A 17,181-nucleotide genomic window follows, 5' to 3' on the forward strand; every position below is an offset into this window, starting at 1 on the left:
TGTTTTATTCACGTGACCTATCTCTCGTTTTTTTAAATTCTCTGTTCTTTGCAGTGGTTGATATGCCACTTGATCCTACATTTTCTCTTAGAACGAGCTCTTCACAAAAATCTTATTGATATTCTTGATATTTTGTTGTGAATGCAATGAAAAAATTAAAATTTACAACACAAAATATTACCTATTTGAATGTGACTATGTGGATGTTTTGTTATAAAAGCGAGTTTTTGGCAAAAATGTCGTAGTTTTTGACAAGTATTCTTATCGGCCTCAAAATACACTGCCAGCCATTGATAATCCTCGAAGCGGTTTTCGAGGAGTGAGATTGAGGAACACACATGTTTACAGCTACGAACGTGTTGACACCGGAATTTATCGGGCAGCCGCTTGATAAGTTGTGGTCACTGATCTCGCCATTATATATGGTGGACGAGTCTCAATGGCTAGAGCAACTATTGCCACTAGCGACGCCGACAGAGGATGAAAAATCGGCGATCACTACCCAAACGACCCACCTTATCGAAGCCATTCGTGCCGATAAGAAGTCAATCCAGATGATTGATGCTTTATTGCTAGAATACAGCTTAGATACTCAAGAAGGTATCTTGCTGATGTGTCTTGCAGAAGCATTAATGCGCATCCCAGATGCCGCGACAGCAGATTCTTTGATTAAAGATAAGTTGAGTGTCGCAGACTGGAAATCTCACCTGAAGAACTCTGACTCTGTGTTTGTTAACGCATCAACATGGGGCCTTATGCTAACAGGTAAAGTGGTTGGTCTTGGTGAGCAAGGCACCCAGAGCCCAGGTCAGGCTGTAAACCGTCTGGTAAATAAATTCTCTGAGCCTGTGATTCGTAAAGCCATGTATCAGGCAATGAAGATCATGGGTCACCAGTTTGTTCGTGGTCGTACGATCGAAGAAGCGCAAAAGAACGGTCGTCCAATGCGCGACAAAGGTTTCACCTACTCATTTGATATGTTAGGTGAGGCGGCGTTAACTACAGCGGACGCGAACAAGTACTTCAAAGATTACCTAATGGCGATCGAAGCGGTGGGTCGCGAGACTTACGGTAACGACACCAGCCCTGCGCCTTCGATTTCCATCAAGCTTTCTGCATTACATCCGCGCTACGAAGTCGCAAATGAAGAACGTGTAATGACAGAGTTGTATGACTCACTAATGCAACTACTAAAACGTGCTATTGAAGTCGACGTTGCAATCACAATCGATGCAGAAGAAGCGGATCGCCTTGAGCTTTCTCTGAAGCTATTTGAGAAAGTGTACCGTAGCGATCTTGTGAAAGGTTGGGGCAAGTTTGGTTTGGTTATTCAAGCCTACTCAAAACGTGCGCTACCAGTCTTGGTGTGGCTAAATGCACTCGCAAAAGAGCAAGGTGACGTTATTCCTCTGCGTTTGGTTAAAGGCGCGTACTGGGACAGCGAAATCAAGTGGTCTCAACAAGCGGGTTATGCAAATTACCCAGTATACACTCGCAAAGAAGCGACGGACGTTGCATACTTAGCTTGTGCTCGTTTCCTACTTAGCGAAGGTGTTCGCGGTAATATCTACCCACAATTTGCAAGCCACAATGCTCACACAGTTACGGCAATTGCTGTCATGGCGGAGCACAAAGAATACGAGTTCCAGCGCCTGCATGGTATGGGTGATTCACTTTATAACCATGTTATGAAAATGTACGGTCAGCCAGTACGTATTTATGCTCCTGTCGGTAGCCATGCTGATCTTCTTCCGTACTTGGTTCGTCGTCTGCTTGAAAATGGTGCGAACAGCTCGTTTGTACACCGTCTAGTTGATGCGCGTTGTCCGATTTATGAGTTGACCCATCACCCTGTGGATGTGTTGACGGGTTTTGACACGCTACACAACGACAAAATTCCATTGCCTGCCGACATTTTCCCTGAGCGTAAGAACTCATATGGCGTCAACATCGACATCGACAGTGAAGCGAAGCCATTTGAAGCTCAGGTCGAAAGCTTCATGGACAACCAGTGGGTTGCAGGCCCGATGATCAATGGTGAACGCTTTGCCGAAAGCATGATCAAGGAAAATGCGGCTGAGATCATCACCGCACCATACGATCGCCGAATTGAAGTCGGCAAAGTGGCATTTGCAACTCTTGATCACGTTTCCGCTGCAATTGATGCGGCGCAAACTGCTTTCTCTGATTGGAAAACCGTTCCTGTTGAGCAAAAAGCGGCTTGTTTAGAAAAGCTTGCTGACTTAATGGAAGAAAACCTAGCTGAGCTGGTGGCGATTTGCCACAAAGAAGCGGGTAAAACGATTCACGATAGCATTGATGAAGTTCGTGAAGCGGTGGATTTCTGTCGTTTTTACGCGAAACAAGCGCAAAACCTACAGCCATTTGAGCTAGAAGGCTTTGATGGTGTGAAACGCATTTCTAGCCGTGAAGGTCTTGGTGTGTTTGTGTGTATTAGCCCTTGGAACTTCCCGTTGGCTATCTTCCTTGGTCAGGTGACGGCAGCACTGATTGCGGGTAACACAGTGGTTGCAAAACCTGCTGAGCAAACAAGCTTAATTGCCGCTCGCGCTATTGAACTAATGCTTGATGCTGGCTTCCCTGCAGGTGTGATTCAGTTACTTACTGGTCGCGGCGCTGAGATCGGTCATGCACTGACTTCTCATGATGCTATTGCTGGTGTGGCATTCACTGGCTCAACGGCAACGGCGCAACGCATTAACGTCACGCTCGCGGAGCGCAGCGCGAAACCAGTTCCGTTTATTGCGGAAACAGGTGGCCAAAACGCAATGATTGTGGACAGTACTGCATTGCCAGAGCAGGTGGTGCGTGATGTGATTCGTTCGGCGTTTGCATCTGCTGGTCAGCGTTGTTCTGCCCTTCGTGTTCTATTTGTACAAGAAGATGTAGCAGACCGTATGATCAACCTGATTCAAGGTGCGATGAATGAGCTGCATGTTGGTTTACCTTACCTACACAAAACGGATGTTGGTCCGGTTATCGACAGCAATGCAAAACAAAAACTCCTCGCTCACCTTGAGCAAATGAGCAAAACACAGACTAAAGTCGCTCAGCTACAGCTGGATGAATCGTGCCAGCATGGTGACTTTGTCTCACCAAGTGCGTTTGAAATCTCGGGCATCGATGTGCTGAAAGAAGAACAATTTGGTCCAATCTTGCACATTGTTCGCTTTAAAGCGTCTGAATTACCGAACGTGGTTGCGCAGATCAACAGAACGGGTTTTGGCTTGACGATGGGTATCCATAGCCGTAACGAAACCACGTACCGTTGGATTGAGAAACATGCACGAGTAGGTAACTGCTATATCAACCGAGACCAAGTTGGCGCTGTGGTTGGTGTACAGCCGTTTGGTGGTCAAGGCTTGTCGGGTACTGGCCCGAAAGCTGGTGGTCCACACTACCTATTCCGCTTTACTCAACATCTTCTTGCTCAAGCAGAAAACGCATAAGGAGTCGCATTATGGTTCATCAGATCACCTATTTTAAAGATGCATTCTCTGCGTGGGAGCAGTGGAATCTGACTGATTTTGATTACAAATGCGAGCATGTTCTGGCATTTAAATCTGCACTAGAAGGGCAGCAGTCTACCGTTGCCAAAGTGGTTTCTTACCACTTGCAACAAGCATCTGCTCTTCTTGCAGAAACTCACCAGTTAGTTGGCCCTACAGGGGAAACTAACGAACTGTATGCCGCAGGACGCGGTGTGGCTTTGGTGATTTGTGAAAACAACATCGAGCCTGCTGATAATGCGTTATACAGTGCTTTTGCGATGATCACCTGTGCCTTAATTGCAGGCAACAGTGTGGTCGTTTGCAGTGACAATGCAGAGCTAAACCAATTGGTTAAGCAAGCTGTAGTGTTGGCAAACTTCCCATCTAACTTAGTCCAGGTTGTTGCGTACGATGCGTCTGCCCCGTTGCTTGAGAGCGATGTACGTAGTGTGGGTTATGTTGGGCGTTCACAGATTGAGCATGCGCTCAATCTTCAACTAGCTAAGCGTGACGGTGCAATCGTCGGCTTAGTTTCTGAAACGGATTTAGAGTCACCGAAATTGGCTCATGATCCTCATCTCTCGTTGCGCTTCATTACTGAGCGCACTCGAACGATAAATATTACCGCGGTGGGTGGTAACGCAACTCTACTCGAGTTGGGGAACGAAACTCACTAACCTGACTTGTAATGCCAATCTGGAGTAACTGGACTGAGAGTCGGTCCAGATTGGTTTTTTATACTCTGATGTATTGCTGAGACGGTAAAATATCAGGGCAGGCAAGGAAGGAAATAATTATAACGAGGACTATCTAATGATAGAAAATAGCTTTGCTATCACGTCCACTTTTGTGGCGTATTTACTGATTATGGTTGCTATTGGCGTTTACGCGTATAAGAGGACTTCCAATTCATCTGACTACTTCCTAGGTGGCCGTAGCCTAGGTCCGTGGCCTGCTGCATTATCTGCAGGTGCTTCAGACATGAGTGGTTGGTTGCTGCTAGGCTTGCCTGGCTATGCGTACGCTGCGGGTATCGAGGCCTTCTGGTTAGCCGGCGGTCTACTTCTTGGTACATGGGCAAACTGGCTCATCAGTGCAAAACGCCTCCGTACCTACAGTATCCAAACTGACGCGCTAACGTTGCCAGAGTTCCTGTCACGTCGCTTCAACGATAAGTCGAAACTGATTCAGACAATCTCTGCGTTTTTCATTCTTCTATTTTTCCTTTTCTACACCAGCTCAGGTTTGGTCGCAGGGGGCAAACTGTTTGAGACGGTATTCGGTCTAGATTATACCTACGCTGTTATCATCGGTACGGTGTGTGTCGTTTCTTACACACTATTCGGTGGTTTCCTAGCGGTATCTTGGACTGACTTAGTGCAAGGTCTGCTAATGGCGGCTGCGCTAATGATTGTTCCTATAGCGGTAATGGACGGTGGTTTAGGGCAGCTAAGTTCTGATCTACATGACATCAACCCAGAACTTGCAACGCTATGGAATGACGCGAAAGGCGAACCATTATCTGCGATTGCTATTATCTCTCTAGCGGCGTGGGGCCTTGGTTACTTTGGTCAGCCACACATCCTAGCGCGTTTTAAAGCGTCTCGTTCAAACAAAGATCTAACGACTGCACGTCGTATCGCAGTGATTTGGACGGCACTATCTATGGTCGGTGCAATGCTTGTTGGTCTTGTTGGTCTGGTTTGGGTTACGGGTCATCCGGGTACTCAACTAGAAGACGGTGAGAAGATCTTCATGCTATTGGTTAACGCAGTATTCCACCCTGTCGTTGCGGGTATGTTGTTAGCAGCAATCCTAGCGGCGGTAATGAGTACCGCTGACTCACAGCTCCTTGTTTCATCTTCAGCGCTTGCAGAAGACTTCTACAAGCAAGTATTCAAGCCAGAAGCGTCTTCTGAAGAAATCGTAATGATTGGTCGTATCGGTGTTATCGTTATTTCGCTTGTTGCGCTATTCCTAGCGATGACGCCTGATAGCTCAGTACTTGGTCTTGTATCTTACGCTTGGGCTGGCTTTGGTGCGGCATTTGGTCCTGCGGTTGTACTTAGCCTTTACTGGAGCGGTATGAACCGTAACGGCGCGTTAGCAGGTATTCTTGTTGGTGGTATCACTATCGTAGTTTGGAAGCAGCTAACTGGCGGTTGGTTTGATGTGTACGAAATCGTACCGGGCATCATCTTCTCTACGCTTGCTATCATTGTGGTAAGTAAAGCAACGGGCGGTGCTGCGCAAGACGTGTTAGACCAACACCAGTCGTTCGAGAAAAAACTGGTTGAACTAGACTAGTAACTTCCCGTATATGAACACAAAGCCCGCTATTTTAGCGGGCTTTGTTTTATCTGAAACGTAATTAACGTTAATGGTGGTAGCTTGAGATCAAAGCTTAGCATTGCTCGGTTAGATTGGAGTGTTAGTCGCGACGAATTTTGGCGTAAATAACGGTGTTACTCAGCTCTCCCGATGTGGTAAGACGTTCGTTTCTGAGCTCTCCTTCGAACTCATAACCACAGCGCTCGGCTACAGCCCGGCTCTTTTGGTTGGTGCTATCAGCATGAATTGCGATTCTCTTGGCGCCCAAGTCATCAAACGCATAGCGCTCAACTTCGAGCACAGCCTCGGCAACATAACCATTGCCAACGGCAGCATTATCTAACCAATAACCTATCTCAAAGGATGGTACGTCGGGATCTCGAATCATCAAGCCGACCGCACCCAGTAAGAGATCGCTTTCCTTTTCAATGATGTAGTAACGCAGCTCTTCTTCGAAGTTTTCAAAGTTTGCGATGGCTTTCTCTGTCCCTTCTATCATCGCTTCTAATGTCAGCACATGAGGCACCCACGGCAGATAGACTTCGAGAGTCTTTTGGCTGCGAACGACAGCTTGATGCGCCTCTTCGGCTCGTTCTAAACAAGCAGGGATGAGTTTGAGACGTTTCGTTTCCATGCCGACTCTCCTATGGGTGAAAAATGAACGGAAAATCATTTAAACAGATGTACTTAGAATGATCTAGTCAACGCCGTCATATTATTCACTTGGTTTGCCAGAGAGAAACTGAGAGAATCGAACCGTTATCAAACCAACTAGGTTCATTATGAAACTTTTAGTAAGAAACTTGGCTCGTCACATGACCGAGCAAGATATCCGCAAATTATTCTCAGCGTACGGCAAAGTAGAACTGTGTTCGCTAGTGCTTGATCAAGACACGGGTTTGTCGAAAGGCTTCGGTTTTGTCATCATGCCGGACGAAGCAGAAGCCATTTCTGCTCTTGAAGCACTGAATTTGACGAACGTAGAAAAAAGCAAAATTCGCGTGAAAGTCGCGCAAGACTAACACAGAGAAAAGCCAGCGTTATTGCTGGCTTTTTTGTCTTTCTATTTAGAGACCAAATTGGCAACATTCTAGAATGTCTTCTCTTTTCGTTTTAGCGAGATTGATCATCAATTCTCTCTTCAAGTTGTTTCATTAAATCCTTTAACTGTAGAGAATCGAAATTGTCTGAATTCGGCACTTGGTAAGCGTCGTTGACTGTGTAGAGCATCAAACTTTTGCTAGAGAAGAACTCTTTCTGTATTTGGACTTTGACAATGTCATCAAGAGGTAGACGGAAGTAAACCGTTGAGCCCTGGCGGTACTTCAAGGTGTTGGTGCTTGCCTCGATATCTAGCGTTTTAGGATTGAACGCGCGGCGCGTGAAGTACGTTGAGAGCAGTTTCAATCCTATTATTGTGAGTGCTACGAGTCCAAACTCGACGATCTTGTCTGCTAGGTAGGAAAAATAGAACAGCGACAACAATACAGTTCCTAGCAAGAAAGGGTTGTTCTTGGGCAGATTTTGTGAAGTTTCATGGATGATCATCCGACATATTCCTCGACTTTATTCAGAAGCGACGAACGTGAGTTGGTAGACACAAACCTTTCGTTCTTTGCCTTGCATGCGCAATGTTTTGTCACCGATGTAAGGGATATTTAGTTTTTGGATCACCGATTTAGAACGCTGATTGTCCACCAAATGCATCACGGTTATTCCGTTTAACTCAAAGTGCATTCGAGCAAATTCGAGTAAGGCTTTGGAGGCCTCGAATGCATAGCCTTTCCCCCAATGTGGCACGCCAACCCAGTAGCCTAATGTACCGTAGCCCTCTTCGATACGCGGTAAACTCACTGCACCAAGTAACTCCCCAGTGTTTCGCAAGGTAATAGCGTACGCCACGCCTTGATGCTGCTGATACATCGGATCGTGCCTATCTATCCATGCTTGCGCCATCGGTCGCTCATAAGGATGAGGGATGTTTGCTGTCATGTCGGCAATTCGCTTATCTCCAGCGAGTAAAGCCACTTGTTGGCAGTCATCGATATTGAATGGCCGGAGGACGAGTCTTTCGGTAGTGAGAATCGGTTGTATCGTCATGCATTTCTTCCTTGATGAGACGGCTATAGCTGCTAGCAACTGGTTTGCGGGGTAAATCGAGATAACAAGGCGTCTCGAAAGCTCGATCTAGCCAGGCGTGTAGTTGTCATGCGCCTTACTAAATAATAAGCCCGAACAATTGCTTATGTGTAATGTGTCGTATTATTACACACATAAGCACGTTTGCTCATATTGATGGTACAAAAGTTGAGGTCTGACCAATGTCTCAGTTTTTTGATACTTTCGTTCAATTTTTTGAAGATAGGGCACAAAAAATTAAAGGAGCTTTTTAATTGTGGAATTATTTTGAACAAAATATGTCAATTGTCAGTAGGACGAAAAAGTAGGGAGAAGAGAAATGCCGGATATATATTGCGCAGCTTGTAGAAAATCAACGCAACATAAAGTGATTATGAAGCGTTGCGAGCCTCAGTCTGTTGACTCGTTAACAGGCAAAATGGTGAGTTTTACACAGCTGATGGCGAAATTTGTATCAGGTGAACATTATTACGAGATGGAGCCTCAATACTACTGCCGTTGTTGTAATCATCGTGCAATTGGAGAGGTTGTTCCACATCCTACACGGCATACATCGGCCGCACTCTAATTCTGAGTGATAGCCATGATTAATGGCTAAATAGGGCAGTGTTGCCCGAACGACATATCTATACAGGCGTGTCATGCGCTTTCAAATTTGCGACTCCGCGGGAGCCGCTAGGTTGCTTTTTCTCTTCATATCACGGTTACTAAGTGAGCGGCAATAATCATAGCTCTTTCCCTCCTTCGTTGTTTTCTGGTTATTCTCTGCTGAATTTCACATGCTGTGCATTTGATGGTTTGCAATTGTTTGAGCAACGATTAATGTGATGCTTTCTAAGTGGTTACAAGGAAGCGGGTTAATGAGTTATCAATTGGACCGGATTGATTTACATATTTTGAGAGTGCTTCATTCGAGAGGCAGAATTCCGGTTGTAGAACTAGCAAAGCTGATTAACTTAACGACTTCTCCATGTTCTGACCGTGTAAAGCGGCTAGAAAAAGAAGGGTATATCAATGGTTACCATGCAGAGTTGAATGCGGAAAAGTTGGGGCTGGATGTGCAAGTATTCATCCATATTCGTTTAGACCAAACCAGTTTTTCTATTTTTGAAAAGTTTGCGAAAGCGGTGGAATTGATGCCTGAAATTGAAGAGTGCTACTCGCTCTCTGGAGATTTCGATACCATGATAAAAGTTCGTGTTAAGAGCATGAAAGCGTATCAGGAGTTTATGTCGAGTAAGTTAGGCACGCTTCCGGGCGTGATTCAAACTCGTAGTGAAGTGGTCATAGAAGAACATAAAACGGGATTTGGTGTTAATCCCGAGCTCCTTGGTTAGGCGAGGCATGTGTTGAGCCTCCTTATTTAGCGTGGCTTGGTATATTACTTTTTCTCGATTAAAAAAGGAGCCGAAGCTCCTTTTTTAATAAATCGGTGAGCGATTATGCCCCGATAAAGGTACTGATAACGCCAATTAAACCACCAAAAACACCGCCCCAAACGACTAGCCAGCCAAGGTGTTCTTTGATCATCTTTTGCACCATTTCTTTAACTAATGCCGGTGTTAATTCGCTTAAACGTTGATCGATGATACCTTCAATGTTCTGCTTTATCTCATCCATCATTGCAGGAGATTCGAATTGCTCTTTCAGTGCTTCTTTGATGTTATCGCTCTTGCTCAACTCAATGATGGATTCTTGCATCTTTTCGACGAAAGGTTGGCGCATGGGTTGTAGCGCTTCCGAGCCGCCAAACATCGCTAGCATGCCACCAAACTGAGAGCCTTCAATTACTTCCACTAGGGAATCAAATGCTGGATTTAAATCTACTTTCTCAATTACTGGTTGAAGATCGATGTTCACACCGCCCGCCATTTCTTTATTCAAGAATCGGTCAATGTTCGCTTCAGTAAAAAACTGTTCCATCATCAGGTTTTTGATAGCCAGTTTAAACTCTTCAAATCGCGCGGGGATCACGCCAGAACCGTATAATCCAGGCACTTTCTCAAACAGCATATGGATGGCAAGCCAGTTGGTGATGGCGCCTGAGAACGCAAATAGCCCCGCATACCAAAGATAGTCGTTTTGTAATTGATGACCTCCAGCCATCAAAGCGATAGCGAGGACATTCGTTAGCAAACTTTTGTTCATAGTGACCAGTTATATATGAATATCGGAAAGAATAAGTGGGCCTGATTCTATACCTAAGTCACATTAAGATGCTAGGTTTTGCCGTGATGAGTAGTCTTGTAGCGAAGGGAAAAAAATGAATGCTCGGAAAAACAAAACCCGACAATCATTGTCGGGCCACTGCTTTTTCTTAGAAAAACTAAGATTCTATTTTTAATTTTAGATGCGGTAGATCTTACAACAAAGTTGGCATTTCCATCTTTCTGAGTAGCCAAATAGCTTGTCAGCCCAACTTGGTTTGAGTTGTACGATCTGCATTGAACCACATTTACACATAAGCTAATTACCTTATTGTTAATATAATAACTAAGCCATCTATTGAGTATAGCTGTTTCTCAAAAAGTGAAATGACAAATGAAGACGGCTCAATACTCTGTATTGTGTTCATTGCAATGGATACGCAACGAGGCGGTATATTAGCAGAAAAAGTGTGAGCTTTATCATGGAGAGTGTTTCATATATGAGAAACCACAATGGCTATATGAGCATCTAGCCATGGATTTAAATAAAAAACGGCGCTTAAAGCGCCGTTTTTATTGAGCTTATCACTCGTTAAGAAGCGTGTTGATTGTCTAGTTCTTCAGCGATAAATCCGCCAGTTTGATGCGCCCAAAGCTGGGCGTAAATGCCGTTATTCGCAATGAGTTCTTGATGAGAACCTTGTTCAACGATGCTGCCTTTATCTAGCACGATGAGGCGATCCATTTGTGCGATGGTCGATAATCGGTGAGCGATAGCAATAACCGTTTTCCCTTGCATTAATTCATTCAAGCTTTCCTGAATCGCTGCTTCGACTTCTGAATCCAGAGCCGATGTGGCTTCATCCAGTACCAGCAATGGTGCGTCTTTGAGTAGCACACGAGATATTGCGATACGCTGACGTTGGCCGCCAGACAGTTTTACACCACGTTCACCAACTTGCGCATCGTATCCGGCATTACCAAATGGGTCGGTCAGAGTTTCGATAAACTCATGGGCATGCGCTTGCTTAGTGGCTTTCAGCAAATCTTCTTCTGTCGCATCTGGATTGCCATACAAAATATTGTCTCGAATTGAACGGTGTAGCAGAGAAGTATCTTGGGTCACCATACCGATCTTTGAACGCAAAGAGTCTTGTGTGACTTCTGAGATGTTCTGTCCATCGATCTTAATGCTGCCGTCTTCGACATCGTGGAAACGAAGTAACAAGTTCACCAAAGTCGATTTTCCGGCGCCGGAGCGCCCAACCAAGCCTACTTTCTCTCCTGGTTTGATGTTGAGATCGAGATGGCTAATTACGCCTTTGTTCTCACCGTAATGGAAGCTGACGTTATCAAAGTGAATGCCACCTTCAGTGACTACTAAGTCTTTTGCACCTGGTTTATCTTTAATATCAATAGGCTTAGAGAGCGTTTTCATTCCATCGACAACGGTTCCCATGTTTTCAAAGAGGGCGCCAACTTCCCACATTATCCACATCGACATACCGTTTACGCGCAATGCAAGACTAACAGCAATCGCAATCGCGCCAACGCTAATGGCACTATCCAACCACAGGTAAATCGATAAAGCAGCAACGGAAAACACCAAAATATAGTTTGAGATCTCTACAGCGACGTCGAAGCCGGTCACTAGGCGCATTTGACGATAGACCGTATTCAAAAATCCTTTCATGCCTTGCTCGGCATATTGGGTTTCGCGCTGGCTATGAGAAAACAGTTTGACGGTTTGAATATTGGTATAACTGTCGACGATGCGCCCTGTCATTGTCGAACGTGCATCGGCCTGCGCTGAAGCGACGTCTTTGAGCTTAGGGACAAAATAGATTTGGATAGCGATGTAAGCGAGTAACCAGACGATCATTGGGATCATCAAACGCCAGTCTGCCGTCGCTAACATAATGATCATGCTGGTGAAGTAAACCGTAACGTAAACAAACACATCCATAGCTTTCATTACGGTTTCGCGCACAGCTAATGAGGTTTGCATGACTTTCGTTGCGACTCGACCTGCAAAATCATCTTGATAGAAGTTCAAGCTTTGATTGAGCAAATACCGGTGTGCAAGCCAGCGGATAGACATTGGGTAGTTGCCCAATAACGTTTGATGAACGAGCAACGAGTACAAGATCACCAATATAGGCATGACAACCAGCAATAAGGCTCCGTAGAAAATCAAATCCGATTTGTTGTCTTGTAAGAACGTTTCTGGATTGCTGGTAGACAACCAATCAACCAATTGTCCCATCGCGCCAAACAACATTACCTCAACAACAGCCACAATTGTGGCCATCAAAGACATGATGATCAAAGGCTTTTCATAACCACGAGTGTAATAACGCAGAAAAGCGAACATCCCTGAAGGAGGCTGATCCGGTGTAGATTTGGGGAACGGCTCTGTAAAGCCTTCAAATCGTTTAAACATAACTCATCCTAAAGTTAAAACAGTGCCATTTGGGGTGGCTAAATCCATCGATTCACGCTGCTTTGGACGAAACCGCGTGTATGAGAGTTTTTTGCCTGCTCCTCGATAAAGCAGACCGATTGACGAGAGGGGCGAAAAAATAGTCTAACCGATTGTGTCTTAAATGTAACTAGTTGGTTATGAGTGTGATTGTCTATGGTTCTGATTCTTATGATGAATTCTTATCATGTTCATCGTGGTGCCATAAAAGCTTAAACCTGCAAAGTGACAATAAAATTTAAGGAAAAATGAACTTAATGCAGCAAAAATTACTTTTGTGCAATTAAATTAATTGTCAAAACAGCAAAACTGAAGTTAACAATAAATTTACAATCTCCTCATTCTAGTGATAAGGAATGTATTGGATGCTATTACACGAATCAGTGACCCAATTTGCTAATGGGAAAGAAGAAAGCACGCAAAGTGCTCAGCGCCAAACCGCAAACTGCGTAGTGATGGTGCCACCGAAAGAGTTTCGTTTTAATGAAGAAACCGCACAAGATAATGAGTTCCAACATAAAGTGTCACTCAGCCAAGAAGAAGTCTCACGTCGAGTAATGGCCGAGTTCGCGAGTATGGTTGCAACGCTGCGTCAAGAGGGCGTTCAAGTTGTTGAGTTTGATTATCCAACTTCAGATGTTGCGACGCCAGACGCGGTATTTCCAAACAATTGGTTTAGCACTACGCCAGATGGCACGTTGTACACCTTTCCAATGGCCTGTGAAAACCGTCAAAAAGAAGTACGTCCCGATGCGCTTGTGGCAGCACTAGCGCAAGCTGGGCGAGAAGTTCATCGACGCAGCAGTCTAACTGAATATCTTGATGAGCAAGCGTATTTAGAAAGCACGGGTGTGATGGTGTTTGACCACCTAAATAAAACGGTCTACGCCGCACTCTCACAACGTTGTGATCGTCTGGTTTTAGAAGATTACGCCGATCGTATTGGCTATGAACGAGTGATTTCTTTCCAAACTCGTTTGCCGTCTGGTGCGCCGATTTATCACACCAATGTGATGATGGCGGTTGGCGAACAGTTTTGCGTGATTTGTGACGAAGTGATCCCAGAATTTGAGCGTCGTTTTGTAATGAAGTCACTCGCCAAAGACAAGCAAGTCATCTCAATTTCGCTTGAGCAGATGAACCAGTTCTGCGGTAACATTCTGCAACTGGAAACGATCAACGGCGATAAGGTGATTGCGATGTCGCAATCGGCGTACGATGCATTTTCACCAGCACAAAGAAACCAATTGGCAACGCACGGTAAATTGCTGCCATTCGACGTTTCTACCATAGAATCTATTGGTGGTGGTTCGGTTCGTTGCATGTTGGGTGAAGTGTTCTTACCGAATCGTAAAGCTGTGCTTTAATAAACTGCACATTTCTTTTCAGCCGCAGTGAAAGGCTGATGAAGCGTTCTCTTCAAGGGTTTTTAGCCGTTAGCTCTGTGGCAGTACAGACTAACGGCTTTTTTGCGCTTTTTAGTTTTCTGACGATTTGCGTAGGCGACGCTTGGTTTAAGCGCCTAAAATAGGATGGTTCACCTAGCAGATTGTGATAAAGTCCGCGCCTGCGTTTTACCGCATCTTCATTGTTTTTATTGCTTCTTCAACCAAAAGTACAAGGTTTCGCTAATGCCATTTTCTACTCTCTCATTGAGTTCTGAGCTGATTCACGCACTGCCAAAAGACTTCAAGAAACCGACCGATATTCAAGCGTTGGCCATTCCTGAGCTGTTGGCTGGTCAAGATCTATTGGCTTTGGCAAATACAGGCAGCGGCAAAACCCTTGCTTATGGTTTGCCTTTGTTGGAAAAGCTGGGTGTCAATCCAGAGCAAAAGGCGCTGATTCTTGTGCCAACGCGTGAGCTGGCAATGCAAGTGAGTGAAGCAGTTAACCAAGTTGGTCAAGTTATTGGCATTAAAACAGTGTGCTTGTGTGGCGGCGTTGATAAAGAGCAACAACAGCAGGCGCTAGCGACAAATCCTCATATCCTTGTCGCGACGACAGGTCGTTTGGTTGACCTAGCAAACAATGGCCTGGATTTGAGCAATGTTCATTATCTAGTATTGGATGAAGCGGATCGTTTGTTGGATATGGGCTTTTGGCCTGACGTACAAAAGATTTCGATGCAAACCTTCAATCAGCGTCAAACCGCGATGTTCTCGGCAACGTTTTCAGATGAGTTGAAGGGTAAAGCGAAGCTGCTTATGCAGGCACCAAAGCAAGTTGCAGCGCATCAAGAAAACAGCACCAACCAAGATATTGCTGAAACGCTGTACCTCGTCAACAAAGGCAGTAAAACCAAGGCATTGATTGAACTGATTCAAAAAAACGCGTGGGCTCAGGCATTAGTCTTTATTGGTGCGAAAGAGAACGCCGATGGCTTAGCGAAGAAGCTGAATAAAGCGGGCATCTCAACCAATGCGCTGCATGGCAATAAGAGTCAAGATGAGCGAGAAGAAGCACTGGCGCAGTTTAAATCTGGGCAAATTCAGGTGTTGATTGCCACCGATCTACTAGCGCGTGGCATTCACATTGAGCAATTACCTGTAGTGATCAACTTTGAACTGCCAATGCATGCAGAAACTTACGTTCACCGAGTAGGACGTACCGCTCGCGCAGGCCAACAAGGTGTGGCGGTGTCATTGGTTTGTCATGGTGAAATGGACGCACTAAACGCGATTCGTCACCTGACTCAACGTGCATTGCTAGTGCAAGATCTGGTTGGTTTTCCAGTAACGGATAAGCCATCAACTGGCGAGAGCAAACGCGCGCCACGCGATAAAAAAGCCAACCGCCGAACTCATGCTAAGAAGAGCATTAAGCAGTTCCAAGGTAAGTCGAAACGCCCAGCCCCGAGTGCGAAGTAAACCAAAAAAACACGCTCTGGCGGCATAGTTGGTTCAGAGCGTGGCTTAAAATTTTACTTTGGGGTGTTAACTCACAGTTGGGCCAACCAAGCGCATTTCCCAATCTTCAACTTCGCCGGTTTCTAGGCGGCGCTCGACCAGCTTGCCCCAAGACTCGACTAACGGCAGCTCAGACAGCTTAGTGAGTTCTTTTCTATCTAAACAGCCAGTGAAAACCGCACCCATGATGCGAGCCAATGGCCATTCTGGATAAGGTCTTTCACACAGAATAATATCGTCACCTGCACCGATATCGCCTTCTTCCAGCACTCGGAAATACCAGCCTGTTCGAAGCGTATCTTGCAGTCTTCTCGCCATGTCGTGTTGGTCAAAGCGTACGTTAAGTTTCCAACAAGGCATACGACCTTGCGACACTTCCAGTAGTGTTGAGCCGATGCGAATTTTATCTTTCAAGCAAATCGTGGATTCGGTGACGCCTTCGGAGCTGATGTTTTCGCCAAAGCCGCCGGCGGATTGGAAAATTGGTCTTTCGCCTAATTCTTGTTGCCAGATTGGGTAGTGTTCGCTTGGGTAAATATGAAGCGCTTTTTGAATGCCACCATGAAAGCGCGGATCACCTTGCTCATCACTGATAAAACCGAGCTCTGTTGCATGCTGGCGCTCAGGCAGCACTTGTTTGTTGATTGCGCTTTGCGCACCATGAGCATAAGGGACGGTTTTCCCTGCTAGCACAGCTTTTACGACGCCGATTTTCTTCATATAACCTCCTTATTATTTGAATGAGAGATAAAGTGTTTACCTTCATTCGCAATGCGGAGCATGATAGCCTAGTAAACTTGTGTCGGTATAGGGATGAAAAGACAAATAACAATGCTAACTCGCCAAATTGATTCGAAGTCAGGCGTCGTCACCTCCAATAAGATGATGGACGCGAATCCCCATTCTCCTGTTTTAGTGAAAACCATCGACATGCCAAAAGGTTACATTGATGCGCTGCATCAACACACTTGGCATCAAATCATCTTTCCTATCAAAGGGTTATTGCAAACACAAACTGAGCATTATCAGCACTTGGTTCCGCACACCTCTGCGTTATTTGTTCCTGCGGGTGTTCAACACGAGTCGATTGCTCTAAGCAATACGATATTTGTTGGTATTTACCTCAACCCTGAGTTTGGTGCGACGTACGAGCCACAAGTGAGAACCATTGCTTTAACGTCGTTTTTAAATGAGCTTTTACAAGAGATCCGCAGACAGTGTGAAGGTGAGACAAGCCACGAAGAAGTGTTGCATTTGCTGGCGGTACTGCATGATCAAATTTTGAAACGCAACGTGCAGACATTTCAGTTATTGCTGCCACAAGACAGACGACTAAAACTGATTTTCGAGCAATTGACTGACGAGCCCGCGTTGAGCTGTTCGCTAAAAGAGTGGGGGGAGAAAATTGGGGCGTCTGAGCGTACTTTATCACGGTTGTTCGCCAAGGAATTCAACACTTCATTTCTACTTTGGCGGCAACAAATTCGGCTAATTTACTCGCTTTCTTTGTTAGATGAATCGTTGCCAATCCAAGCCATTGCAGACCTAGTGGGTTATCAAAACGACTCATCCTACATCAAAGCATTTAAAGCCTATTTTGATATGACGCCACAACAGTTTAGAGTGAACGGCGCATCGCGCAGGTAGAAATACAGAGCTTC

Annotated in this window: 15 protein-coding genes; 9 read left to right on the forward strand and 6 right to left on the reverse strand. The window is 45.3% G+C overall.

The features are described from left to right. Positions 1-338 precede the first annotated feature (338 nt). From putA to putP, 3 genes are all read left to right on the forward strand, one after another. Positions 339-3,470 (forward strand): bifunctional proline dehydrogenase/L-glutamate gamma-semialdehyde dehydrogenase PutA, encoded by a 3,132-nt coding sequence (gene putA / locus R7Z50_RS07400; RefSeq protein WP_203345533.1) that lies wholly within the window; start codon positions 339-341, stop codon positions 3,468-3,470. Between the two features lie 11 nt (positions 3,471-3,481). Then, complete coding sequence (locus R7Z50_RS07405) at positions 3,482-4,189, forward strand: 1-pyrroline-5-carboxylate dehydrogenase (protein ID WP_318148984.1); 708 nt, start codon at positions 3,482-3,484, stop codon at positions 4,187-4,189. Between the two features lie 136 nt (positions 4,190-4,325). Continuing rightward, positions 4,326-5,819, forward strand: a complete 1,494-nt coding sequence (gene putP, locus R7Z50_RS07410) for a sodium/proline symporter PutP (protein WP_005374582.1) — start codon at positions 4,326-4,328, stop codon at positions 5,817-5,819. A 124-nt stretch (positions 5,820-5,943) separates the two neighbouring features. Here putP and R7Z50_RS07415 read toward each other — a convergent pair whose 3' ends face one another. Continuing rightward, entirely contained in the window at positions 5,944-6,477 is a 534-nt protein-coding gene (locus R7Z50_RS07415) for a GNAT family N-acetyltransferase (RefSeq protein WP_213905564.1), read from the reverse strand. Between the two features lie 148 nt (positions 6,478-6,625). Between R7Z50_RS07415 and R7Z50_RS07420 the strand changes: the two genes are divergently transcribed. Further along, positions 6,626-6,865 (forward strand): RNA recognition motif domain-containing protein, encoded by a 240-nt coding sequence (locus tag R7Z50_RS07420; protein WP_005374587.1) that lies wholly within the window; start codon positions 6,626-6,628, stop codon positions 6,863-6,865. A gap of 91 nt (positions 6,866-6,956) precedes the next feature. On the opposite strand, the gene R7Z50_RS07425 is transcribed toward R7Z50_RS07420, so the two are convergent. After that, positions 6,957-7,391 carry a hypothetical protein gene (locus R7Z50_RS07425; protein WP_213905563.1) on the reverse strand — a complete coding sequence of 145 codons (435 nt, stop codon included), beginning with the start codon at positions 7,389-7,391 and terminating at the stop codon, positions 6,957-6,959. A gap of 18 nt (positions 7,392-7,409) precedes the next feature. Next, positions 7,410-7,943 (reverse strand): GNAT family N-acetyltransferase, encoded by a 534-nt coding sequence (locus tag R7Z50_RS07430; protein ID WP_085569453.1) that lies wholly within the window; start codon positions 7,941-7,943, stop codon positions 7,410-7,412. Between the two features lie 358 nt (positions 7,944-8,301). On the opposite strand from R7Z50_RS07430, the gene R7Z50_RS07435 reads away from it, so the two are divergent. Both R7Z50_RS07435 and R7Z50_RS07440 read left to right on the forward strand, forming a co-directional pair. Next, positions 8,302-8,550 carry a hypothetical protein gene (locus R7Z50_RS07435; protein ID WP_005374593.1) on the forward strand — a complete coding sequence of 83 codons (249 nt, stop codon included), beginning with the start codon at positions 8,302-8,304 and terminating at the stop codon, positions 8,548-8,550. A 292-nt stretch (positions 8,551-8,842) separates the two neighbouring features. After that, positions 8,843-9,319 (forward strand): Lrp/AsnC family transcriptional regulator, encoded by a 477-nt coding sequence (locus R7Z50_RS07440; RefSeq protein ID WP_005374595.1) that lies wholly within the window; start codon positions 8,843-8,845, stop codon positions 9,317-9,319. A gap of 103 nt (positions 9,320-9,422) precedes the next feature. Here R7Z50_RS07440 and R7Z50_RS07445 read toward each other — a convergent pair whose 3' ends face one another. Both R7Z50_RS07445 and R7Z50_RS07450 read right to left on the reverse strand, forming a co-directional pair. Next, positions 9,423-10,130: a DUF445 domain-containing protein gene (locus tag R7Z50_RS07445; protein WP_005374596.1), complete on the reverse strand. Its 708-nt coding sequence runs from the start codon at positions 10,128-10,130 to the stop codon at positions 9,423-9,425. Positions 10,131-10,721: 591 nt separating this feature from the next. Continuing rightward, positions 10,722-12,572: an ABC transporter ATP-binding protein gene (locus tag R7Z50_RS07450; RefSeq protein ID WP_054578587.1), complete on the reverse strand. Its 1,851-nt coding sequence runs from the start codon at positions 12,570-12,572 to the stop codon at positions 10,722-10,724. A gap of 404 nt (positions 12,573-12,976) precedes the next feature. Between R7Z50_RS07450 and R7Z50_RS07455 the strand changes: the two genes are divergently transcribed. Further along, positions 12,977-13,978 (forward strand): arginine deiminase-related protein, encoded by a 1,002-nt coding sequence (locus tag R7Z50_RS07455; RefSeq protein WP_005383547.1) that lies wholly within the window; start codon positions 12,977-12,979, stop codon positions 13,976-13,978. A 264-nt stretch (positions 13,979-14,242) separates the two neighbouring features. Further along, positions 14,243-15,481 (forward strand): DEAD/DEAH box helicase, encoded by a 1,239-nt coding sequence (locus R7Z50_RS07460; protein WP_025768699.1) that lies wholly within the window; start codon positions 14,243-14,245, stop codon positions 15,479-15,481. Positions 15,482-15,547: 66 nt separating this feature from the next. On the opposite strand, the gene R7Z50_RS07465 is transcribed toward R7Z50_RS07460, so the two are convergent. Next, positions 15,548-16,240: an MOSC domain-containing protein gene (locus R7Z50_RS07465; RefSeq protein WP_017634527.1), complete on the reverse strand. Its 693-nt coding sequence runs from the start codon at positions 16,238-16,240 to the stop codon at positions 15,548-15,550. A gap of 111 nt (positions 16,241-16,351) precedes the next feature. Between R7Z50_RS07465 and R7Z50_RS07470 the strand changes: the two genes are divergently transcribed. Then, the gene (locus R7Z50_RS07470) at positions 16,352-17,167 is read left to right on the forward strand and encodes a helix-turn-helix transcriptional regulator (protein ID WP_318149027.1); all 816 of its coding nucleotides are present in this window, start codon (positions 16,352-16,354) and stop codon (positions 17,165-17,167) included. The last annotated feature ends 14 nt before the right edge of the window (positions 17,168-17,181 follow it).

This window comes from Vibrio sp. 1249-1 (assembly GCF_033340495.1).